A 21404-nucleotide genomic window follows, 5' to 3' on the forward strand; every position below is an offset into this window, starting at 1 on the left:
TGGCAGTATGCACAGGTCGAACCCGTTACAAAGCTTGAATAGCTGCGATTTGTACGCTATTTCCAAGGAAATTATAAGTTATGATTCACGGTTTAATCGCTGCGGTCAGGGGCCACGGTGGCGTAGCGCGTCGCCCCTGAGGTCGCGGCTTGACCCCTAATTCCTGAATCTAGCTGAGCTCCCATGTTCGGATTCCTCCGCAGTTACTTTTCCAGCGATATGGCGATCGACCTCGGTACCGCCAATACGCTGATCTATGTCCGGGGCAAGGGCATCGTGCTGGACGAACCCTCGGTGGTCGCCATTCGTCACGAAGGCGGCCCCAACGGTAAGAAAGTCATCCAGGCCGTTGGCCACGAGGCCAAGCAGATGCTGGGCCGGGTGCCGGGCAATATCGAGGCCATTCGCCCCATGAAGGACGGCGTCATCGCCGACTTCACCGTCACCGAGCAGATGCTCAAGCAGTTCATCCGCATGGTGCATCCGCGCAACATGCTGGCGCCCAGCCCGCGCATCATCGTCTGCGTGCCCTGCGGCTCCACCCAGGTCGAGCGCCGGGCCATCCGCGAATCGGCCCTGGGCGCGGGCGCCTCCCACGTCTACCTGATCGAAGAGCCCATGGCCGCGGCCATCGGCGCCGGCCTGGCCGTCTCCGACGCCAGCGGCTCGATGGTGGTCGACATCGGCGGCGGCACCACCGAGGTGGCCGTCATCTCGCTGGGCGGCATGGTGTACAAGGGTTCGGTGCGGGTCGGCGGCGACAAGTTCGACGAAGCCATCGTCAACTACATCCGCCGCAACTACGGCATGCTGATCGGCGAGCCCACCGCCGAACTCATCAAGAAGGAAATCGGCTCGGCCTTCCCGGGCTCCGAGGTCCGCGAGATCGAGGTCAAGGGCCGCAACCTGGCGGAGGGCGTGCCGCGCAGCTTCACGGTTTCGTCCAACGAGATCCTGGAGTCGCTGACCGATCCGCTCAACCAGATCGTCTCCGCCGTCAAGATCGCCCTTGAGCAGACGCCGCCCGAACTCGGCGCCGACATCACCGACAAGGGCATCGCCCTGACCGGCGGCGGCGCCCTGCTGCGCGACCTGGACCGTCTGCTGCAGGAAGAAACCGGCCTGCCCGTGGTGGTGGCCGACGATCCCCTGACCTGCGTGGTGCGTGGCTGCGGCGAGGCGCTGGAACACCTTGAAAAGCTCGGCGCGATTTTCATCAACGACTAAGCGAGACCGGCCGCCCTGCGGATCGCCTTCGCGCGATCCCGGCCGGCCTCATGCCAACGGGCCGACGGGCCCGGGCTGAGATTCATGCAACGACAAGGCACTCCACCGCTATTCAGACGCGGCCCGCCGGCCGAAGTGCGGCTGGCCGTACTGGTCGCGCTGGCGCTGGCGCTGATTGTCGTCGATTCCCAATTGCGCATCCTCGAACCGGTGCGCCGCGCCGTGTCGGTGGCGCTCTATCCCTTCCAGCGGGCCGTCATGGCGCCGCGCGACCTCGTGCAGCAGGTCGACGAATGGGTCAACGCCGCCAACCTCATCCGCAGCGAAAACGAAGCCCTGCAGCGCCAGCGCATCGAACTGTCCCAGGTCGCCACCCATGCGGTGCAGCTGGCGGCCGAAAACGCCCAGCTGCGCCGCCTGCTGGGCGTGACCGACACGGTCGGCCAGCCGGCCAGCGTGGTCGAGATCCTGTACGAGCCGCCCAATGCCTTCCATCAGCGGCTGGTGTTCAATAAAGGCAGCAAGGCCGGCATCGCGCCCGGCATGCCCGTGATCGACGAAGGCGGCGTGGTGGGCCAGATCGTGCGCGTCACGCCCATGACGGCCGAGGCCGCCATGGTGACCGACGAGCGCGTCTCGATTCCGGTGCAGGTGCTGCGCAACGGGCTGCGCCTGATCGCCTTCGGCGGCAACTCCCCCGGCGTCATCGAAGTGCGCTATCTGGCGGCCAATGCCGACATCAAGCCGGGCGACACCATCGTGACCTCGGGCGTGGGCGGCCTGTTCCCGGCCGGCCTGCCCGTGGCCAAGGTGACCTCGGTCGAACGCGACACCGCTTCCGGCTTTGCGCGCGCCCTGTGCGAGCCGCTGGCCCATCCCGAACGCTATCGCCACTTCCTGGTCCTGCAGGTCGATGTCGCGCGCGCCGAAGCCAACCGCGAGGAGGCCGATCTTGGCGCCACGGAATAACGCCGCCCAGCGCGCGCCGCGCACCCTGGGCACGCCCAGCAATGTCCAGCCCGAACGCCTGGCCCATCCGGCGCACGGCGCCTTCGTATGGGGGACGTTGCTGCTGGTGTGGCTGCTGTCGCTGCTGCCCTGGCGGCAATGGCCGGCCTCGCCCGACATCCTGGCCCTGGTCATCGCCTTCTGGAGCGCCTACGAGCCGCGCCGGGTGGGCATGTTGACGGCCTTCGCCTTCGGCCTGCTGCTGGACGTCCATGACGCCGGCCTGCTGGGCGGCCATGCCTTGTCCTACACGCTTATCGCCTACGGGGCCCTCGCCCTGCATCGCCGCCTGCAACGCTTCGATCTCTGGAGCCAGGCCATGCACATGCTGCCGGTATTCTTCGTGCCGCAGCTGTTGGCCCAGATCATCATGGCCTGGCTGGCCGGCCGCTGGGCCGGCTGGGACTGGGCCATAGGCGTGCTGCTGACCACGGCGCTGTGGCCCATCGTCGGCTGGGTGCTGCAATTGCCGCAGCGCCGCTACGATGACGGCGAATCGTCCGCCAGCTGAGCGGAGCGCCCATGTTCGAGTTCAAAAAGACCAGCCAGCAGCAGAAGCAGCGCTTCCGCCTGCGCGCCTGGGTCGGCGGTCTTTTTGCGCTGCTTTGCTTCGGGGTGCTGGTCGGGCGTTTCTGGTTTCTGCAGGTGGACCGCTACGAAGGCTTTTCCGAGCGCGCCGACCGCAACCGTATCGCGGTGCAGCCCATCCCGCCGCGGCGAGGCGAGGTGCTGGACCGCAATGGCGTCGTGCTGGCGCGCAACTACCGCACCTATACGCTGGAGGTCGTGCCGGCCCGCGCCGGTTCGATCGACGCGCTGTTCGAGCGCCTGACTCCGGTGGTCTATGTCAGCCCGGCCGACCAGCGGCGCTTCAAGCGCCGGGTGGCCGAGTCCAGCCGCTATGCCAATCTGGTGTTGCGCAACAATCTCAATGAGACCGAGGCGGCCTGGTTCTCGGCCCATGCTTTCGAGTTTCCGGGCGTGGAGCTGCGCGCGCGCTGGGTGCGCGAGTATCCCCAGGGCGAAGTGGCCGCGCACGTCGTGGGCCATATCGGCCGCATCGCCGAGAACGACCTGGAAGAGCTCGAAAAAAGCGGCCAGCTGGGCAACTACCGCGGCACCGACGTCATCGGCAAGAAGGGCATCGAAAAGACCTGGGAGCAGGCCCTGCATGGCCGCACGGGGCTGGAAGAAGTCGAAGTCACCGCGGGCGGGCGTCCGGTGCGCACCCTGCGCCGCATCGATCCCGTGCCGGGTTCGGACATCATGCTGTCCATCGATCTCGAGTTGCAGCGCATCGCCGAGAAGGCCTTCGCGGGCCGGCGGGGCGCCCTGGTGGCGCTCGACCCGGATACCGGCGAGGTGCTGGCCTTTGTCTCCCAGCCTTCGTTCGATCCCAATCTCTTCGTCGATGGCATCGATGTCGAGAACTGGCGCCGCCTGAACGAATCGCCCGACCATCCCCTGGTCAACCGGCCCTTGTCCGGCACCTATCCCATCGGCTCGACCTATAAGCCCTTCGTGGGCCTGGCCGCGCTGGAGCTGGGCAAGCGCCGCGCCACGGATCGCATCCCCGACCCCGGCTATTACGAGTTCGGCGGGCAGAAATTCCGCAACGCCGCCGGCGCGGTCTTCGGCATGACGGATATGCACAAGGCCATCGTCGTGTCCTCGGACACCTACTTCTACTCGCTGGGCCCGGAAATCGGCGTGAACGCGCTGCACGATTTTTCAAAGCAATTCGGCTTCGGCCAGATCACCGGCATCGACCTGGAGGGCGAGCGCGCCGGCGTGCTGCCTTCGACCGACTGGAAGCGCCGCGCCTACAAGGACCGCGAGCGCCAGCGCTGGTACGCCGGAGAAACCATCTCCGTGGCCGTGGGCCAGGGCTATAACGCCTTTACCCTGCTGCAGCTGGCCCAGGCCACCTCGACGCTGGCCAACAACGGCCTGTACCGCCGGCCCCATCTGGTGCACGCGGTGCGTGATTCGCGCTCCGGCGAGCTTGCCGCCACGCCTTCCACCCCCGACTACCGCATCCCGCTCAAGCAGGCCAACCTCGATGTGATCAAGGGCGCCATGGCCGACGTGATCCGCGCGGGCACGGCGCGGCGGGCTTTTGTCGGCGCGCCCTACCAGGCCGCGGGCAAGACCGGCACGGCCCAGGTCTTCAGCCTGCGCGGCGGGCAATACCGGGCCTCGGCTCTGGATGAGCGCCTGCGCGATCACGCCCTGTTCATGGGTTTCGCGCCGGTGGATCATCCGCGCATCGCCGTGGCCCTGATCGTCGAGAATGCCGGCTGGGGCGCCAGTGCCGCCGCGCCGGTGGCGCGCGAAGTATTCGATTACTGGCTGGCGCCCAGGCGCGAGGACAAGATTGTGCGGCCGCAGCGGGTCGCCGCCGAGGAGAGCTCCCAATGAAACGCCTGGGCCTCATCCTGTTGCGCGTGTTCACCGCCTTTGACTGGCCCTTGCTGCTGGTGCTGGCGCTGTTCGCCGCGCTGGGCCTGACGGTCATGCATTCGGCGGTTGGCAGCACCGACTGGCGTTTCGCCGAGCAGTCGCGCAACTTCGTCATCGCCTTTTTCGCCATGTGGATCATGGCGCTGGTGCCGCCCCAAACCCTCATGAAACTGGCCTTGCCTTTTTATGTGGTGGGCGTCGTGCTGCTCCTGGGGGTTGAGTTCGCGGGCGAAACCAGCAAGGGGGCCACGCGCTGGCTGAATCTGGGCTTCACGCGCATCCAGCCCTCCGAGATGATGAAGATCGCCGTGCCCATGATGCTGGCCTGGTATTTCCAGCGTCATGAGGGCCAGGTCCGCATCCGCGACTTCCTGGTGGCCGCGCTCATGCTGGCCGCGCCCTTTGGCCTCATCGTGCTGCAGCCCGACCTGGGCACGGCCCTGCTGGTGTTCGGCGCGGGCTTTTTCGTGATCTATTTTGCCGGCCTGTCCTTCAAGCTGCTGGTGCCGGCCGTGCTGGCCGGCGTGATCGGCATCGGCACCCTGGTGTACTACGAAGACCAGCTCTGCGAGCCGGACGTCGACTGGGTCGTGCTGCATGACTACCAGAAGCACCGGGTGTGCACCTTGCTCAACCCCAGCTCCGATCCCCTGGGCAAGGGTTTTCATACCATCCAGTCCATGATCGCGGTCGGATCCGGTGGGCTCTATGGCAAGGGCTATATGCAGGGGACGCAGACCCACCTGGACTTTATTCCCGAGCGCACCACGGACTTCATCTTCGCCGTCTATGCCGAAGAATTCGGCCTGTACGGCGGCGTGGCGCTGTTGGTGCTCTACTGCCTGCTCATCGCGCGGGGACTCGCCATCGCGGCCCGCTGCGCCAACCCGTTCGGCCGCCTGCTGGCGGGGTCCATGACCATGATGATGTTCATCTATGTGTTCGTGAATGTCGGCATGGTCACGGGCATCCTGCCCGTGGTGGGCGTACCCCTGCCTTTCATGAGCTATGGCGGCACGGCCCTGCTCACCATGGGCGTGGCCTTTGGCATCATGATGAGCATCAGCCGCTCCAAGCCCCTGAAAGCCTGAGCCTGACGGGGTTCGCGGCCGCCGCTGGCGGCGGGGCGGCTTCCTGTCTGCTTCCGCCGGATCGCCGCGCGGCGCCGGATGACATTCCCTGTTTCAATCTCGTGCGCCGGAGGGGGCGCACGCCGTTGCCGGAGGCTTCACGGGGGATTGCGCGACAGCCGCTGAATCCCCCGGACCCCCTGACTGCATACCATTACATCACGACAAAGTAGCGACGGGTTACAGGTCGCGGGTGAGTACGGGCATAGCAGGAATGGCGTGGGTATGCGTTACGTGAGAATCGTGTTGATGGCGCTCTTGCCGGCGTTTGTGCCGGCCCATGCGGCCCCGCCGTCCACCGTTTATCGCTATGACGGCCGGAACTACGAAGATGTGTTCCAGAATGGCTTTACCTCCTGGGGGGGGAACGACAACATCCTGGAGCACTTGACCGGCCGCTCTTGCGCGAACTCAGCGACCAGGAACTCAGCCTTTATCTCCACATCGCGTAGTGAAACCTACACGCGGGTCTACCTCGATTCGCGGATGATGGATGCATACCGCGCCCAGCAGGCGGGAGAGGGTACCGGAGACTTCTACGGATATATCTACCATATCCGCGCCGACACCAATTTTTACGAGGCTGTCTCCTCCTATCTGGCCTATGTCGAAACCTATGGAGAAGGGTCGGCCTCCCTGGGCGCGGGCGCCCTGGCCTCCTATCAGAGTGAATGGCTGGCCTATCGTCGCATCAGCGGCAGCAGTATCCGCGGCGTCACCCGCGTCCACCGCAATGGGCGTACGGGTGAAGTGAGCGAGCAATACATCCCCAATCCCGGCTATATCGAGAGCGCAACCGCGGGCAACCCCGGACCCTATCGCTCGGCGCGCAGTTTGCAGGAGTTGCTCACGACGCTGGTTCGCCTCTGGCCTTATGCGACCGCCTGCATGGTCAGGCAGCGGGATGCGGGCACGCGCAGGCGCGCGGCGGAAACCGAGTACGACTATTTGGTTTATGAGTACACCTTGACTCAATAACTGGCAGCCACGATATGGTGATGAAAGCTGATATGAAGCGGGTTTATGGCGCGCTGCTCCTTGCGCTGCTTCTCTGCCATCCTCCGGCCGAAGCGCGGACCGCCAGGCCTGTGATTGATGCCTCCCTGCTGACGTTCCAAGGGGCATATGGCAGATGCAAGAGCGGCCAGCGGATGCTGACCTATTCCGAGCTGAACAGCACGCCGGCACTGCAGCGGCGCTTGCGTCAGATGACGCCCACGGGCTGGCCCATTTATGCGTTATTCGACGGCAAGTATCTGGGAGGGGAGTATGGCGGCCAGTGGGAGCGGGGGGCTCCTGGCAGCGCCTATTTCTACAGGGGCACTGTCTGCGTGAAAACGACGAAAACAAGCGCTGCTTCCAGGGGCATGTTTTCCAATGTCACGGTGACCAATTTCATGGCATCGCAGGGCAGTAAGTTCTGCGCATTGTTCAGCCGGGGCGGCACAGTCATCGTCGGCGGATGCATCGCTCCGGACACCATCCGCTACTCCGAACTCTATTCGCCTTTGCGTCGGATGCTGTACTCCGCCTTTCTCACCGGTCAGGCCCTGCGCATCTACGCGGATCTCGGCGAAGAGCATTTCGATTACAAGGATGTCGGTATCCAGGTCTTTACGATTTCCGGCATATCCATGTGCGGTTCGGATGGCAGGTGCGGCTGAAGGAGATAGGTGATGAGAAGCGTGGTGTGCCGATTCCTGTCGGGGGGTGTCATCTGCGGACTGGCCTTGGCGGGATCCCCGGCCTGGGGGCAAGCGGAGGCGAGCGTCACCGACCAGTTGGTGGTCGAATCGATCGGCGTCAAGCCCTACGACGCCCAGCGCATCCTGATCTGCGCCGCCGCCGTGCGCAAGGACAGGCTTTTGACCGACCCGAGTCTGCGCTTTCGCTTTTGCTTCGGCGCGCCGCGTCAGGTTGGTGTGACGACGCCGCTGGAGTTGCTGTTGCGGGCGGTCTATCTGAAACAAGTCCGTATTCGCGTGTACTCATCGTCCACCTCCGACGCCAAATTCGTCTATGAGGGTGAACGCGCCAGAGATGCATTCCGCATCGTCCAATGCCAGAATCCCTGCTATTGAAATCATGCTGAAGCGACTCGTGTTTGCCGTCTTGCTGGGTGTCCATGCCGCGGCGGGCAGCGCGCCGGGAGTGGTCATCTACGAAGGCTATTCCGTCGAACAGGTTTCCTATGTATTGACTCCGGAAGTGCAGCGCCAGTTTTGCCTGCTGCTGACCAAACCCCGGGCCAGCCAGGTCAAGGTGTGCGCCAGCATGGACGCACGGCAGTTCGACTGGTGGTTCGAGAAGACCTATCGCGCCGGCCTGTTCGCGCATTGGAGCAAGGCGCCGGTGCGAGTCTATGCCCAGCCCTCGCCTTATCCGGGAGGGGCGGCCGATATCGAGGAGGTGGATCTGTGCGCCATCGGAAGCTATTGTTTTCCCGCCCGTCGCTAAGGCGGGGGCCGGCCGGCAGCCGGCCGGCGCGCGCGATCGTCATGCTGATCCTGCCCTTGCTGGCGGCGACGGCCGCGCATGCCGAGGTGGGCGGGCTGCACAGGGTCAACGCCTTCATGAACAATATTCTCTTGGTTTTGCGCGGAGTGGCGGTTTCCACGGTCACGATCGCCATCATGTGGTCGGGCTACCGGCTGCTGTTCCGGCAGGCCGATGTGCTGGATGTGGCGCGCGTCGTGCTGGCCGGCTTGCTGATCGGCGGCGCCGCCGAGATCGCGCGCTATCTGCTGGGTTGAAGCGATGCAGGACGCCTTATTGCGATCCGCGCTGTTCAAGGGCTGCACGCGCCCGGCGATGATACTCGGGGTGCCGGCCGTGGCCTTTGTCGGGGTGGTGGCGTTGTGCGCGCTCCTGGGCATCTGGTTCAGCCTCTGGTTTCTGCTGATGCTGCCGTTCTTGGTGGCGGTGATGCGCTTCCTGACCCTGCGCGACGACCAGCAATTCCGCCTGCTCTGGCTGTTTTTGCGCTTGCGCGGTGCGGGCGGGTTGAAGGGGTATGGCGTGCACCCTCCCTATCGCCATCGATCCCTTCCGCGCAATGGGGAGCAGGTCAGGTGAGGCGGGCGCTGGATATTCTTCCCGGCCGCGATGCGGCGGCGCAGGCCGCTTTCATTCCGTACAGCAGCCATGTGCGGCACGACACCTTGCTGACCAAGGACGGCGAGCTGCTGCGCATCTGGCGTCTGGACGGATTGGCTTTCGAGACCGCGGATGCGCAAACCCTGGTGACACGGCGCGAACAGTTCAATGCGCTGCTGCGCACCCTGGCCTCTGAACAGGTGGCGCTGTGGGCGCACAGCGTCCGGCGCCATGCCGACGATCCGCCGCCGGCCCGCTACCGGAACGACTTCTGCCAGCGGCTGCATGAGGCCTATTGCGTGGCGCTGGCGGCCACCCGGCCCATGGTCAACGAGTTATTCCTCACCTTGGTCTATCGTCCGCGCATCGCCGCCGGGCGAGGATGGCGGGCCGGCAGGCATCGCGACGAAGCCGGCTGGCGTCTTGCGCTGCAACAGGCCCTGCATCGCCTCGATGAACTCGGCGCCGTGCTGGAGGCGGGGCTGCGCAGATATGGCGGGGGTGAGAGTGGTGGTCCGCAAGTCCTGCAAAGTTATGACGCCGGCCCCGGCGTTCTCTGCTCCCAGCCGCTGGAGTTTCTTGAATTCCTGATGACGGGACGGCGCGGCCGGCTGCGGGTGCCCGCCGGGCCCCTGGACCACTACCTGGGAACGGCCGCGCTCTATTTCGGCTCGGAGATGATGGAGCTGCGCCATGCGCAGTACAGCCTCTACGCGCAGGCGATAGACTTCAAGGAGTATGGGACCCATACCGAGGCCGGCATGCTCGATGGCCTGATGTACGCCGACTACGAGTATGTGATCACGCAGTCGTTCAGCTTCGTGGGCAATCGCCACGCCCTGGCCTTTCTTCAGCGGCAACGGCGGCAATTGCGCAATGTCGGCGATGCCGCCCATAGCCAGATCGCCGACATCGCGCAGGCCGAGGATGCCCTGCTCGATGGCGAGTTCGTGATGGGCGAGTATCACTATTCCATGATGATCTTCGGCCAGGATACGGAGGCGCTGCGCAAGCATGTCAGCGAGGCGCTGACCATCATCCAGGAGCGCGGCTTTCTGGCCATACCCATCACGCTCGGCCTGGCCGCGGCGTTTTATGCGCAACTGCCGGCGAACTGGGCCTATCGGCCCCGCGTCGCCTTGCTCACCAGCCGCAACTTCGCCGACCTATGCTGCTTTCACGCATTCTTTGCCGGCAAGCGCGATGGCAATCCCTGGGGCGATGCGCTCACGGTATTCGCCACCCCCTCAGGTCAGCCTTTCTACTTCAATTTCCATTACTCGAATTCCCAGGAGAATGCGCAGCGCAGGATGGTGCTGGGCAATACCCGCGTGATCGGCCAGTCTGGCAGCGGCAAGACGGTGCTGATGAATATGCTGCTGTGCCAATTGCAGAAGTTCAGCGACGAGCGGCTCACCGTGGTGTTTTTCGACAAGGACAGGGGGGCGGAGATCGTCCTGAAGGCCTTGGGCGGCACCTATCTGCGCCTGCGCGACGGCCGGCCGACCGGACTCAACCCGCTGCTCATGCCGGCCAGCGAGGGCAATCTGCAATTCCTGGAGGTCTTTCTGCAGACACTGGTGCGCATGCCGGGGCAGACACTGACGGCCCAGCAGCAGGCCGCCTTGTCACAGGCCCTGCGCACGGTGATGCGCATGCCTCCCGCCTTGCGCAGACTGACCACGGTCTTGCAGAACCTCACCGAGTGCGATCGGGCCCAGGAGGCGCTGGTGCGGCGGCTGGCTCGCTGGTGCGGCGATGATGGAGCGGGCAGCCAGGGGGCTTTGTGGTGGGTCTTCGACAATGCGCAAGACCTTGTCGATTTCGAACATTGCACCAACCACGGCATCGACGGCACGGAGCTGCTGGAGCATCCGGAGGTCAGCACGCCGGTATCCCTGTACCTGCTGCACCGGATGACGCAGGCCATGGATGGACGCCGCTTCGTGTACTTCATGGACGAGGCCTGGCGTTGGCTGGGCGACCCGGTCTTCGCGGATTTTGTCGGGGACCAGCAGCTGACCATACGCAAGAAGAACGGCCTGGGCGTGTTCTCGACCCAGATGCCCAGCAGCCTGCTCGGCTCGCCCATCGCGGCGGCCCTGGTGCAGCAATGCGCCACGGAAATCTATCTGCCCAATCCCAGGGCCGACGAACAGGAGTACGTGGAGGGTTTCAAGTGCACGCGCACCGAGTACGAGATCATCCGCTCCCTGCCTGAAGACAGCCGGCTGTTTCTGGTCAAGCAAGGCACGCGGTCCGTCCTGGCGCAACTGGATCTTTCGGGCATGGACGACGAGCTGGCGGTGCTGTCCGGCACCGCGCAAAACCTGGCTTACTTCGACCGCGCCGTGGCGCAGCCTGGCGACGACGGGGACTGGCTGGCAGCGTTTCAGCGGCTGCGCCGGCGCGAGGGGAGGACATGAACCCGCGCGTGCTGCTCGCTGTCCTGTGCTTATTGCCGGCCCTGGTGACCGGCGCCGAGCCCGCCGCGACGCCCTCGGTCGCCTGGTTCCTGGAGCATCCCGATGCCCTGGCCGAGCAGATCGAGCGCTGTCGGGCCGATCCGGGCGGCGCCGGCCCCGAATGCGTCAATGCCGAGCAGGCGCTGGCGCGGCGCAGCTGGCCCGCCGTGCCCTTGACGCCGGCGCCGGCCGAGCACGACGCCGTCCTGGCGCGATGGTATCGCGCCTGGGCGGACAGCAGTCTCGTGACCGCCGCCGTCAAGTGGGTGGTGGCGCCGCTCAAGGGCCTGGCGCGGCTGGCCCTGACCTTGTCCATACTGCTGCTGGCGCTGGGCCTGTTGGCCGGCCGGTCGATGTCCGCCGGCCAGCTGCTGTATCGCGCCATCCCTGTGGTGGTCGTCGGCGCCATCGGTCTGTCGGCGGACGGCTATCAACAGGCGGTCGCCGGCATCGCACAGGCGCTGGCCGGCTGGGCGCAGGGCTTGCAGGAGGTCTTGGGCGCCGACCCCTTGCTGCGCATCGGCGCCCTCGCGCAACAGTGGGGGGCGTACTACTTCCACCAGGCGGTCCTGGGCGCCGCCGGTCCCGCCGCGTGGCTGTGGATGCTGGGCGGTTTGTCCGTGCTGCTGGCCCAGGGTCTGCTGCTGGCGCTATCCATGGCGTTGACGCTGGGCCCGGGCTTGGCGCTGGCGCTGTTGCTGGCGGTGGGACCGGTGTTCCTGCTTCTGTGGGTTTTTCCACCGCTGGCCGCGTGGGCCGGCGCCTGGATGCGCGCCGCGATCTTGGCCATCGTGGGGATGGCCTTGGGGCCGGCGGGCGCAAGACTGGTGGGCCAGGTCTATCTCTCGCTGCTGCGGCCGGAGCCGGGCCCCGATCCCTTGGGGTTTGCCTTGTACACCAGCGGCCTGGCGCTGGCCCACAGCCTGGCGCTGCTCGCGCTGGCCGGCCTGATCGTCCTGCTGCGGCCCGCGACGGCCTTAGGGCGGGCGCGCGAGGTCCCGCCTCGGCAGCGGATCCGCACGGAGGTCGCCGCGCCGCGCTCATGGGGAGACCGTGCGCCGGCTGTCACGGTCTTGGCGCCCGGCAGTGTTGCGCCGCGCGGTATGCCGGGCGCGGCCCCCTTCACCCTGCGGTCCGCCCCGCGCGGCGGCGGCGCCGCCGCCCTGCCGCCGTCGCGCGGCAGATGGTCCTGGACGGCGCCTCGCGGCGCGGCCGCCAGGCGGGTGCGCAAATGAGGCCGGCGCGGGTTCTCGGACGCTGCCTGGCGGCCGCCGCGCTGTGCGCGGGGCTGGCCGCCTGCGCCGCGCTGCCCGATATGCCCTCCGTGCGGGGCAAGCCGGTGATTCCGGTCAATGCCGGCGTTCCCCTTGACGCCGCGGCATGTGCGCCGCGGCACCCGACGCCATGAAACCGGTGTTCAGGGCAAGTCAGGCGGACCCGGAGATGGACATCCTGGGCTGGGAAGCCAGCCGGCTGGCCGCGATGGCGCGCTCGGAGCGCCGCGCCTGGCGCGTGGCGGGCGCGGCCTGTCTGCTTGCGGCCCTGGCGGTGACGGCGGTGGTCGTGATGTTGCCCCTGAAGTCGTCCACGCCTTACTTGATCGAGGTCGAGCGCGCCACGGGCGCCGCCACGGCGGTCCCGCTGCTGGAAAGCATGCCGGTGACCGCCAACGCCGCCGTCAACAAGTACTGGCTGGCGCGCTATGTGCGGGCGCGGGAGAGCTACGACTGGTACACGCTGCAACGCGATTATGAGTTGACGCGCCTGTTGTCCAGTCCGGACGTGGCCCAGGCCTACGATGCGCTCTTCGAGGGTCCCGAGGCCCTGGACCAGCGTTATGGAGAATCGACCCAGGTCCAGGTCAAGGTGCTGTCCCTGGTCGATCACGGCAATGGGGCCGCCACGGTGCGCTTCAGCCGCGGCGTCCAGGACAGGACAGTGAAGGGGGACCGCCCCGCCACGGAAATCTGGGTGGCCTCCATCGGCTTCGCCTATGGCCGGCCGCAGGTCTTGAGCGAGGCCCAGCGCCTGGAGAATCCCCTGGCTTTCCAGGTCTTGAGCTACCGCAAGGATATCGAGTTGGGAGAGTAGCGCATGATGCCGAAGTGGCCGTGCATGCTGTTGATATGCGGGCTGGCGGGCGCCGCCGGCGCGGCGCAATTGCCGCGCCCCGGACGCGACGATGCACGCATACAGCGCGCCGAGTATCGCGCCGAGGACGTGGTCCTGGTGCGGGCCTGGAGCGGTTATGTGACCCGCATCGTATTCTCCGAGGGCGAGACCATCGTCGATGTGGCCTCGGGCTTTGCCGATGGATGGAGCTTCAGCCCGCAGGCCAATGTCCTGTATATCAAGCCGCAGGCCGCCGCCCAGCAGGGCATGGAAACCATGGAGCCCCAGCCCGGCGTGTGGGACACCAACCTGCAGGTCAAGACCGATGCCCGTCTCTACGATTTCGATCTTGTCCTGCTGGGCGCGGACACGGTGGACGCGCAGACCCTGCGGCGCCGGGCGGTGGCCTATCGCATCGCCTTCGATTATCCGGCGGGCAGCCCGGCGGCCATGCCCGCGGCGTTCAAGGCGGTCAATCGCCGTTACGCCATGCAGGTCGGGGAGAACTCTGCCGGCATCGCGCCCATCCTGGCCGATGACGACGGCAAAATGACCCGGCTGAGATTCCGCAACCGCGGCGAGCTGCCGGCCATCTTCGCGGTCGACCCCACGGGCGAAGAGTCTCTGGTCAATTGGCATGTCGAAGGCGACGATGTGCTCGTGCACCGCGTGCTGCCCGCGCTGATGCTGCGGCTGGGGCGGCAGGTGGTCAAGGTCATCAATCAGGGCGAGGCCCTGGCCTGCTCGCGGTGACGGCATGGAACCGGATATCCCTGGCGCGGAAAACCGTCTGGGACGCGGCGCGCCCCGCTTTGCCCAGGCCCCGGCCGCGCCGCGCCGGCTCGTGCTCGCCTGCCTGCTGGCGGCGCTGCTCATCCTCGCGGCCGGCCTGCTGTGGAAACGCTGGCTGGCGCCGGTCAGCGCGCCCGCGGCCGGCGCCAGCCTGGCCTTGCCGCTGACCGGACATCGGGTATTCGCCGCGTCTGAAGCCATGGCGCCAGCCGTCATCGAGCCGGCCCCGCCGCCGCCTGCCCCGGCGCCCGAGCCGCCGTGGTATCCGGAACCCGATATGCCGGTCCTGCCGCAGCGGCGCGGCCAGCCCTTCAAGGACGGGGCGACCATGATGATCAAGGAAACGCCGCCCCAGGCGCAGTGGCGGGGCGAGCCGGTGCAGGAGGGCGCGTCGCCGGATGCCTTGCAAGCCCAGGCGCGGCCCAGCCGCGCGGCGCGGGTCCGGGACCGCGATGCCGTGCTCTTGCCGGGCAGCTATATCGAATGCGTGCTTCAGACCCGCCTGGACACGACCGTGTCCGGCATGGCGACATGCCGCGTGACGCAGGACGTCTACAGCGCCTCGGGCCGACGGGTGGTGATCCCGCGCGGCGCCATGGTCACCGGCCGCTATGCCGCCGGCCTTGCTCAGGGCGTCTCGCGGATCTATGTGTTGTGGAACCGCCTGATCACGCCGGCTGGCGTCACGGTGGCCCTGGATTCTCCCGCCATCGACGCCCTGGGCGCGAGCGGCCTGCCGGGCGTGGTCGACACGCATTTCGCCCAGCGTTTTGGAGCGGCCTTGCTGTTCAGCGTGATGGGCGACGCGGCATCCCAGCTCTTGCGGCCGAGGAACGACGCCACCGTCACGGTGCAGACCAGCGGCGCGGTCAACACCCTGGCCGCCGAAGTCCTGCGCCATTCCATCAACATCCCGGCGACCCTGCGCAAGAACCCGGGCGAGCGGGTGGGCATCATGGTGGCGCGCGAGATCGATTTCTCCGGAGTCATCCATGAGTAATCCGACGCTGTTGCGCGATGCCTCGGTGGCCTACCATCTGCAACTCATCCAGCCCTGGCTGGCGGCGCCGGATGTTCAGGAAATCTGCGTCAACCGCCCGGCGGAGCTGTGGTGCGAGCGCAAAGGGCAATGGGAGCGCCATGCTGTCGAGGGCCTGTCGCTGGCGCATTTGCATGGGTTGGCCAAGGCGGTCGCGCGCTACAACGACCGGGATGTGTCATTCGAGACGCCGCTGCTGGCCGGCAATCTGCCGCAGGGCGAACGCATACAGATCGTGGTGCCGCCCGCCTGCGAGCAGGGCCGGCTGTCGCTGACCGTGCGCAAGCCGGCGGCCACGCGCTGGGGGCTGCCGGAACTCGCCGCCCAGGGCATGTTCGATGCGGCGGCCAGTCGTCACGAGACTGATGAGGCGTTGCGCCGCCTTTATGCCCGGCAGGATGTGCCCGGGTTTTTGCGGCTGGCGGTCCGGCTGGGCAAGGTCATCGTGGTGGCGGGGCAGACGGGCGCGGGCAAGACGACGCTGATGAATGCCCTGGCGGCGGAGATTCCGGCCGGCGAAAGAATCGTGACGATAGAGGACGTGCGCGAGATCCGCCTGGACGACCATCCCAACCACGTCCATTTGCTGCATGGCACGGCAGCCGGCCGCACGCTGCCGGTGAGCGAGCTGGTGCGCGCGGCCTTGCGCATGAGCCCGTCGCGCCTGCTGCTGTCGGAGTTGCGCGGCGCGGAGGCTTTTGATTTCCTGCGCGCCTGCTCCTCGGGCCACCAGGGCGGCCTGACGACCTGCCATGCCGATTCCGCCGCCTCGGCCTTCGACCGCCTGGCTCTGATGTGCTTGCAGCATCCGGACAGCCGCGGGCTGCGCTATCCGGTGATACGGCGTTTGCTGGACAGTGTCATCGATGTCGTGGTGCATCTGGACAGAGGACCGGGCAATCGCCGCCACATGACGGACATCTGGTTCGGCGGCCGCCTCAGGTCAGGGGCGCGGGGGCGGGCACGCCCAGGTCGTCGCCCAGCTGCTTCAGGTTGGCCCAGATGGCCGGGGCGAAGCTGATGGCGTCGTGGTTGAGCGCGCGGTTGGCCGCCTCGTATTCGCCGGGATATTGCACCCGGTCCACGCCCGGCTGCGGCGGGCAGGCGTGCAGATAATCGATGAAGGCGTCGACTTCATGGGTGCGCCAGCTGGCGTTGAAATCCACCTGCGGATTGAGCAGCACCGCGAACATATTGTTGGTGGCCACGCCCTGGCGCGGGTTGTCCGGCTGTATGGTGCCGCCGCCGGAGAGCACGCCGGCCAGCAGCTCGGCCACCAGGCCCATGGCGTAGCCTTTATGGCCGCCGAAGGGCAGCAGCGCGCCGGGCGGATCGGTGAACAGGGCATGGGGGTCGTTGGTCGGCTTGCCTTCGGCGTCGATCAGCGAGCCCGGCGGCGCCTGTTCGCCCTTGGCCGCCAGCACGCGCGCCTTGTTGACGGCGATGGCGCTGGTGGCCATGTCCACGATCAGGGGCGGGCGTCCGCCGGGCAGCGGGCCGGCAAAGCAGAGCGGGTTGGTCGTCAGGCAGGCGCGCGCGCCGCCGAAGGGCGCCACCGTCGGGACGCGGTTGATCACATTGGTGAAGGCCAGCAGGATCAGGCCGGCGTGGGCGGCCATTTCGCCATAGTGGCCCATGCGGCCCAGGTGATGGCTGCGGCGCAGGGTGAGAATGCAGGAGCCCAGTTCCTGGGTGCGCGCGATGGCGGCCTGCACCGCCATCTTGCCCACATGCTGGCCGAAGCCGTTGTCGCCGTCGAAGGCCAGGAAGCTGCCGTTGTCGGTCAGCAGCTGCAGCCGGCCGTCGGCGCGCACAAAGCCGTCTTTCAGCACGCGGGCGTAGTTGGGCAGGATGGACAGGCCGTGGCTGGTATAGCCCACCCGGTCCGACTCGGCCAGGTGTTCGGCCACGTCGCGGGCGATGTCCCGCGGCACGTCCTGGGCGCAGAGCAGGTTTTCGCCATAGGCAATGGCATCGGCAAGCGCGATTTTCATTCCGGGCTCCTTACAGAATGCCCAGCCAGCGCCAGTAGGTCATGCCCATCAGCAGCATGAGGCCGAAGCCGATGATGGTGATGATGATGCCGACCTTGGCGAACTGTTTGGCGGTGAAGGTTTCCGTGCCCAGGCAGACCATGTTCTGCGGCGCGTTGATGGGCAGGATGAAGCCATAGCTGACCACGAAGCCGAGCAGCATGGTCATGCCCAGGCGGTTGAAGTCGCCCGGCAGGGTCTGCAGCACCGAGATCAGGATGGGCAGCATGGCCGAGGTCAGCGCCGTGGCGCTGGCAAAGCCCAGGTGGATGAGGATGAGGAAGGCCGACAGGATGGCGAAGATCATCAGCGGGCTGACATGGTCCAGGCCGGTGTGGGTGACCACCTGATTGCCCAGCCATTGGCCGGCCTGGGTCGACAGCAGGGCCGAGCCCAGGCTGATGCCCACGCCGAAGACGATGACCGTGCCCCAGGGGATGCGCGATTGGACGTCCTTCCAGGTCATGACGCCGATGCGCGGCAGCATGAGCAGCACCAGACCGAAGTAGGTGGTCGAGGTGGTGTCGAAGTTGTGCAGGAGTTTTTCGGTGGACCAGAACAGCAGCAGCAGGATGGACACGGCCAGCAGGCGCTTCTGCGGCGCGGTCATGGGACCCAGCTCGCGCAGCTCGCGTTCGACGGCTTCCTTGCCGCCGGCGATCTCGTCGCTTTCGGGCGGCAGCATCTTCAGCACGATGAAGATCAGCACGGCGGACATGATGATGGACCACGGCGTGCCGGCGATCAGCCATTCGGCCCAGCTCACGCGCTCGCCCAGCATTTTTTCCATGAAGCCGACCGTGAGCAGGTTCTGCGCGGCGGCGGTCTGGATGCCGACGTTCCAGATGCTGGTGGCCTGGGCCACGATGATCATGATGCCGGCGGCGATGTTGGAGCGCTTGTCCACCCCGAAGGCGGCGATCACGCCCATCATGATGGGCACCACGGCCGCGCTGCGCGCGGTGGCGCTGGGCACCACCAGGCTGAGCACGATGGTGACCGCGATGGCGCCCACCAGGATGCGGCGGGTGCTGGTGCCGATCTTGGACAAGGTCACCAGCGCGATGCGCCGGTCCAGGCCGGTGAAGGTCATGGCCGCCGCGATGAACAGGGCGCCGGCCACCAGCGCCAGGGCGGAGTTGGCGAAACCCTGCAAGGCCATGGTGATGGCCGCCGAGGTGCCGATGAGCACCTCGGGATTCTTGACCGAGGGGGCCGTGCCCAGCAGAAAGGCCATCAAGGTCGTGACCATGATGGCGCTGGCTTCATAGGATACGGCTTCGGTGACCCAGACCACCACCGCGAAGGCGAGGATGGCCAGCATGCGGTGGCCGGCGATGGGCAGGTCGGCGGGGGTGGGCAGGAGCAGGACGGCGACGAGGGCGATGATGCCGGCGACCAGGCCTATGGGGATTTTCTTTTTGGGGGCTTGCTGGGCAGGGACAGCGGCTTGCGCGGTCATATCCATCTCCGTTTCTGAGTCAACACTACGACGAAACAAGCGTAACAACTAGAGGAAAACCCGCATTGATGGCAATCAAGCTAGCACGGTTTTGACCTTGTGGGCAGAGGGGGGGACGATTATGCTGCGCGGTTAACCGCGGGACGCCTGCCTCAGGGCAGCGCCAGCCTCAGGTGTTCTTCGAGATGGACCGTGGGCGCCACGCGCCAACCGCTTTGCGCATAGCGCAGCCAGCGCCCCATGACCAGATGGGTCAGCAGGCTGGCGTGAGCGGCCACATTGGCCTGGGCGGGCAGGCTGCCCTCGCTGACCGCGTTGCGCAGGCATTGCTTCAGGGTGGCCTCGATGCGGTCGTTGATGTGATTGATGCGTTCTTGCAGGCGATTGTCTTCGGTCACCAGGGCGTCGCCCGTCAGGACCCGGGTGATGCCGCGGTTGCGCTCGGCGAAGGCCAGCAGCATGGAGACGGTCTTGCGGGTTTGCGACAGCGCCTGGGGCTCGGCGGCCGCGATCTGGTTGATGAGCGTGAAGAGCGTCGTCTCGATGAATTCGATCAGCCCTTCGAACATCTGCGCCTTGCTGGCGAAGTGGCGATAGAGCGCCGCTTCGGAGACCTGCAGGCGCGCGGCCAGCGCGGCCGTGGTGATGCGGGCAGCGTGGGGCTGCTCCAGCATCTCGGCCAGCGTTTGCAGAATCTGGGTCTTTCTTTCGCCGGGTTTGGTCGCCATGACGGAGCCGTGGTCGGAGGCAGGTTGACTGTCAGCCCCGCAGCGGACGGCGGCGCAACAGCAAGTCAGTCACGCAGTTTACCCGCAAGTCGACATAAGCAGGACGGTGCCGATGGGCGCGCGCGAAAGGCGTGCCGGGGTGATACACATGCACGGTGCGCACGCCGGCGCGCCGGGCGCCGCGCAGATTGTCCAACGTATCTTCGACCAGCACCGCGCGCCGGGCGGGCACGCCTTCGTGGGCCAGCACATAGCGCAGCAGCGCCGACGAGGGCTTGGGCCGGAACTCGCCGTGCAGGCGCATCTGCTCGATGCCCCAGAGCGCGTCGAAGTGCCGCAGGATGCCCAGATGGCGCAGCACCGCGCGCGCATAGTGCAGCGGCGCGTTGGTGAGCAGCACCTTGCGGCCGGGCAGCCGCTTGAGCTTGTGCGCCAGGCCTTTCTCGGCGCGCACCAGGGGCCGGACATCGAAGTCGTGGCTGCGGTGCAGGAAGCGCTGCGGGTCCACGCCGTGGTGGCGCACCATGCCGATCACCGTGGCGCCGTAGCGCTTCCAGTACTTGGTGCGAAAACCATTGGCCGTGTCGGCGTCGACTTCCAGCAGTTCCGACACCGCGCGCGTCATGCCCGCGTCGATCCGCGGAAAGATGGCGTGCGAGGTGTCGTGCAGGGTGTTGTCCAGGTCGAACAGCCATAGCAGGCCGTCGCCGGACGGCTCGCGGCGCGAGCGGCGCACCCGCGCCGCCGGCCGCGATAACTGGCGGCGCGCCAGCATCAGTGCGAGCTGATCATGGTGCCGACACCGCGGTCGGTGAGGATTTCCAGCAGCAGGCAGTGCGGGACGCGCCCGTCGACGATGTGGACCGAGTTCACGCCGTTCTTGGCGGCGTCCAGGGCCGAGGAGATCTTGGGCAGCATGCCGCCCGAGATGGTGCCGTCTTCGAAGAGCTCGTCGATGGTCTGGGCCGACAGGCTGCGCAGCAGATTGCCGCTCTTGTCGAGCACGCCGGGGGTGTTGGTCATCATCAGCAGCTTTTCGGCGCCCAGCACCTCGGCCATCTTGCCGGCCACGACGTCGGCATTGATGTTGTAAGCCGTGCCGTCCTCGCCATAGCCGATGGGCGAAATCACCGGGATGAACTGGTCATCCTGCAGCGCCTTGACCACGGCCGGCTCCACGCGGGTGATGTCGCCCACGAAGCCGATGTCCAGCGGCTGGGCGGGATTTTCCTTGTTGCTCATGAGCTTTTTGCGGGCCTGGATCAGCATGCCGTCCTTGCCCGTCAGGCCCACGGCCTTGCCGCCGACCTCGTTGATCATCATGACGATGTCCTGCTGCACCTGGCCGCCCAGCACCCACTCGACCACTTCCATGGTTTCGGCGTCGGTCACGCGCATGCCTTGCACAAAGGTGCCCTGCTTGCCGATGCGGCGCAGCGCGTCGTCGATCTGCGGACCGCCGCCATGCACGACGACCGGATTCAGGCCGACCAGCTTCAGGAGCACCACGTCGTGGGCGAAGCTGCGCTGCAATCGCTCTTCCGTCATGGCATTGCCGCCGTATTTCACCACGATGGTCTTGCCGTGAAATCGTCGGATATAGGGCAAGGCTTCGGAGAGAACGGCGGCTTTGACAGCGGGAGACATTACGGCGGCAGGGTCAGGGGCGTCGGTCATGGCAACAGTTATGAACCTAAGAAAAAAAGATGGAAAAAAGTGCCTGCGCCCATGGCGGGTAGCGGCATGGCGGCAAGCACAGTCCGGATTGTAGTCAAGACCGTTGGCATATGCTTCGGCGCCATGTCCATATGGCCGACAAACGGGCAGGTTTGCAGTAAATTGGGGGCGT

The 21404-nt window shown here is 66.5% G+C and carries 22 protein-coding genes; 17 read left to right on the forward strand and 5 right to left on the reverse strand.

The annotated features are described in order from the left end of the window. The first annotated feature begins 183 nt into the window (after positions 1-183). The 17 genes from L540_RS06145 to virB11 all read left to right on the forward strand — a co-directional run bounded on the left by L540_RS06145 (position 184) and on the right by virB11 (position 16353). The gene (locus L540_RS06145; RefSeq protein ID WP_025515253.1) at positions 184-1227 is read left to right on the forward strand and encodes a rod shape-determining protein; all 1044 of its coding nucleotides are present in this window, start codon (positions 184-186) and stop codon (positions 1225-1227) included. 84 nt (positions 1228-1311) lie between these two features. Further along, entirely contained in the window at positions 1312-2196 is an 885-nt protein-coding gene (gene mreC / locus L540_RS06150; RefSeq protein ID WP_043210170.1) for a rod shape-determining protein MreC, read from the forward strand. Then, the gene (gene mreD / locus L540_RS06155; protein ID WP_043210169.1) at positions 2180-2746 is read left to right on the forward strand and encodes a rod shape-determining protein MreD; all 567 of its coding nucleotides are present in this window, start codon (positions 2180-2182) and stop codon (positions 2744-2746) included. The genes mreC and mreD overlap by 17 nt, the downstream gene beginning before the upstream one ends. An 11-nt stretch (positions 2747-2757) precedes the next feature. Next, positions 2758-4656 (forward strand): penicillin-binding protein 2, encoded by a 1899-nt coding sequence (mrdA, locus tag L540_RS06160; protein ID WP_043210166.1) that lies wholly within the window; start codon positions 2758-2760, stop codon positions 4654-4656. Next, positions 4653-5789 carry a rod shape-determining protein RodA gene (rodA, locus tag L540_RS06165; protein ID WP_043210164.1) on the forward strand — a complete coding sequence of 379 codons (1137 nt, stop codon included), beginning with the start codon at positions 4653-4655 and terminating at the stop codon, positions 5787-5789. The genes mrdA and rodA overlap by 4 nt, the downstream gene beginning before the upstream one ends. A 264-nt stretch (positions 5790-6053) precedes the next feature. Beyond that, a complete protein-coding gene (locus L540_RS06170) occupies positions 6054-6806 on the forward strand; it encodes a hypothetical protein (protein ID WP_053073170.1) in 753 nt (250 codons plus the stop codon). A 20-nt stretch (positions 6807-6826) separates the two neighbouring features. Next, positions 6827-7492 carry a Pertussis toxin subunit 2 gene (locus L540_RS06175; protein WP_165590409.1) on the forward strand — a complete coding sequence of 222 codons (666 nt, stop codon included), beginning with the start codon at positions 6827-6829 and terminating at the stop codon, positions 7490-7492. A 12-nt stretch (positions 7493-7504) separates the two neighbouring features. Next, positions 7505-7909 carry a hypothetical protein gene (locus L540_RS06180; RefSeq protein ID WP_043210162.1) on the forward strand — a complete coding sequence of 135 codons (405 nt, stop codon included), beginning with the start codon at positions 7505-7507 and terminating at the stop codon, positions 7907-7909. A 4-nt stretch (positions 7910-7913) separates the two neighbouring features. Next, positions 7914-8285, forward strand: a complete 372-nt coding sequence (locus L540_RS06185) for a hypothetical protein (protein ID WP_043210160.1) — start codon at positions 7914-7916, stop codon at positions 8283-8285. Next, the gene (locus L540_RS06190) at positions 8246-8581 is read left to right on the forward strand and encodes a TrbC/VirB2 family protein (protein WP_268902917.1); all 336 of its coding nucleotides are present in this window, start codon (positions 8246-8248) and stop codon (positions 8579-8581) included. The genes L540_RS06185 and L540_RS06190 overlap by 40 nt, the downstream gene beginning before the upstream one ends. A 4-nt stretch (positions 8582-8585) precedes the next feature. Continuing rightward, entirely contained in the window at positions 8586-8903 is a 318-nt protein-coding gene (locus L540_RS06195; RefSeq protein WP_053073172.1) for a VirB3 family type IV secretion system protein, read from the forward strand. Next, positions 8900-11350, forward strand: coding sequence for a VirB4 family type IV secretion/conjugal transfer ATPase (locus tag L540_RS06200; protein WP_048026090.1), 2451 nt, complete (start codon positions 8900-8902; stop codon positions 11348-11350). Before L540_RS06195 ends, L540_RS06200 begins: the two co-directional genes overlap by 4 nt. Further along, positions 11347-12624 (forward strand): EexN family lipoprotein, encoded by a 1278-nt coding sequence (locus L540_RS06205; RefSeq protein ID WP_043210158.1) that lies wholly within the window; start codon positions 11347-11349, stop codon positions 12622-12624. Before L540_RS06200 ends, L540_RS06205 begins: the two co-directional genes overlap by 4 nt. Positions 12625-12793: 169 nt before the next feature. Then, entirely contained in the window at positions 12794-13480 is a 687-nt protein-coding gene (locus L540_RS06210; RefSeq protein ID WP_043210155.1) for a VirB8 family type IV secretion system protein, read from the forward strand. A 3-nt stretch (positions 13481-13483) separates the two neighbouring features. After that, complete coding sequence (locus L540_RS06215) at positions 13484-14254, forward strand: TrbG/VirB9 family P-type conjugative transfer protein (protein ID WP_053073174.1); 771 nt, start codon at positions 13484-13486, stop codon at positions 14252-14254. A 4-nt stretch (positions 14255-14258) separates the two neighbouring features. After that, positions 14259-15293, forward strand: coding sequence for a type IV secretion system protein VirB10 (gene virB10 / locus L540_RS06220; protein ID WP_053073175.1), 1035 nt, complete (start codon positions 14259-14261; stop codon positions 15291-15293). Continuing rightward, on the forward strand, positions 15286-16353 hold the full coding sequence (gene virB11, locus L540_RS06225; RefSeq protein ID WP_068945266.1) for a P-type DNA transfer ATPase VirB11: 1068 nt from the start codon (positions 15286-15288) through the stop codon (positions 16351-16353). The genes virB10 and virB11 overlap by 8 nt, the downstream gene beginning before the upstream one ends. Here the strand turns inward: virB11 and L540_RS06230 are convergent. From L540_RS06230 to argB, 5 genes are all read right to left on the reverse strand, one after another. Further along, positions 16271-17326 (reverse strand): Ldh family oxidoreductase, encoded by a 1056-nt coding sequence (locus L540_RS06230; RefSeq protein WP_043210153.1) that lies wholly within the window; start codon positions 17324-17326, stop codon positions 16271-16273. The two genes, virB11 and L540_RS06230, sit on opposite strands and share 83 nt — an antisense overlap. A gap of 10 nt (positions 17327-17336) precedes the next feature. Then, positions 17337-18827 (reverse strand): DASS family sodium-coupled anion symporter, encoded by a 1491-nt coding sequence (locus L540_RS06235; protein WP_043210151.1) that lies wholly within the window; start codon positions 18825-18827, stop codon positions 17337-17339. A 152-nt stretch (positions 18828-18979) separates the two neighbouring features. After that, positions 18980-19555 carry a nucleoid occlusion factor SlmA gene (gene slmA / locus L540_RS06240; RefSeq protein WP_043210150.1) on the reverse strand — a complete coding sequence of 192 codons (576 nt, stop codon included), beginning with the start codon at positions 19553-19555 and terminating at the stop codon, positions 18980-18982. A gap of 31 nt (positions 19556-19586) precedes the next feature. Beyond that, positions 19587-20330, reverse strand: a complete 744-nt coding sequence (locus L540_RS06245; RefSeq protein WP_043210148.1) for a pyrimidine 5'-nucleotidase — start codon at positions 20328-20330, stop codon at positions 19587-19589. Beyond that, positions 20330-21232, reverse strand: a complete 903-nt coding sequence (gene argB / locus L540_RS06250) for an acetylglutamate kinase (protein WP_043210146.1) — start codon at positions 21230-21232, stop codon at positions 20330-20332. Before argB ends, L540_RS06245 begins: the two co-directional genes overlap by 1 nt. Positions 21233-21404: the final 172 nt, after the last annotated feature.

The sequence above is a fragment of the Bordetella pseudohinzii genome, from assembly GCF_000657795.2.
In the GTDB taxonomy this organism is placed as follows: domain Bacteria; phylum Pseudomonadota; class Gammaproteobacteria; order Burkholderiales; family Burkholderiaceae_B; genus Bordetella; species Bordetella pseudohinzii.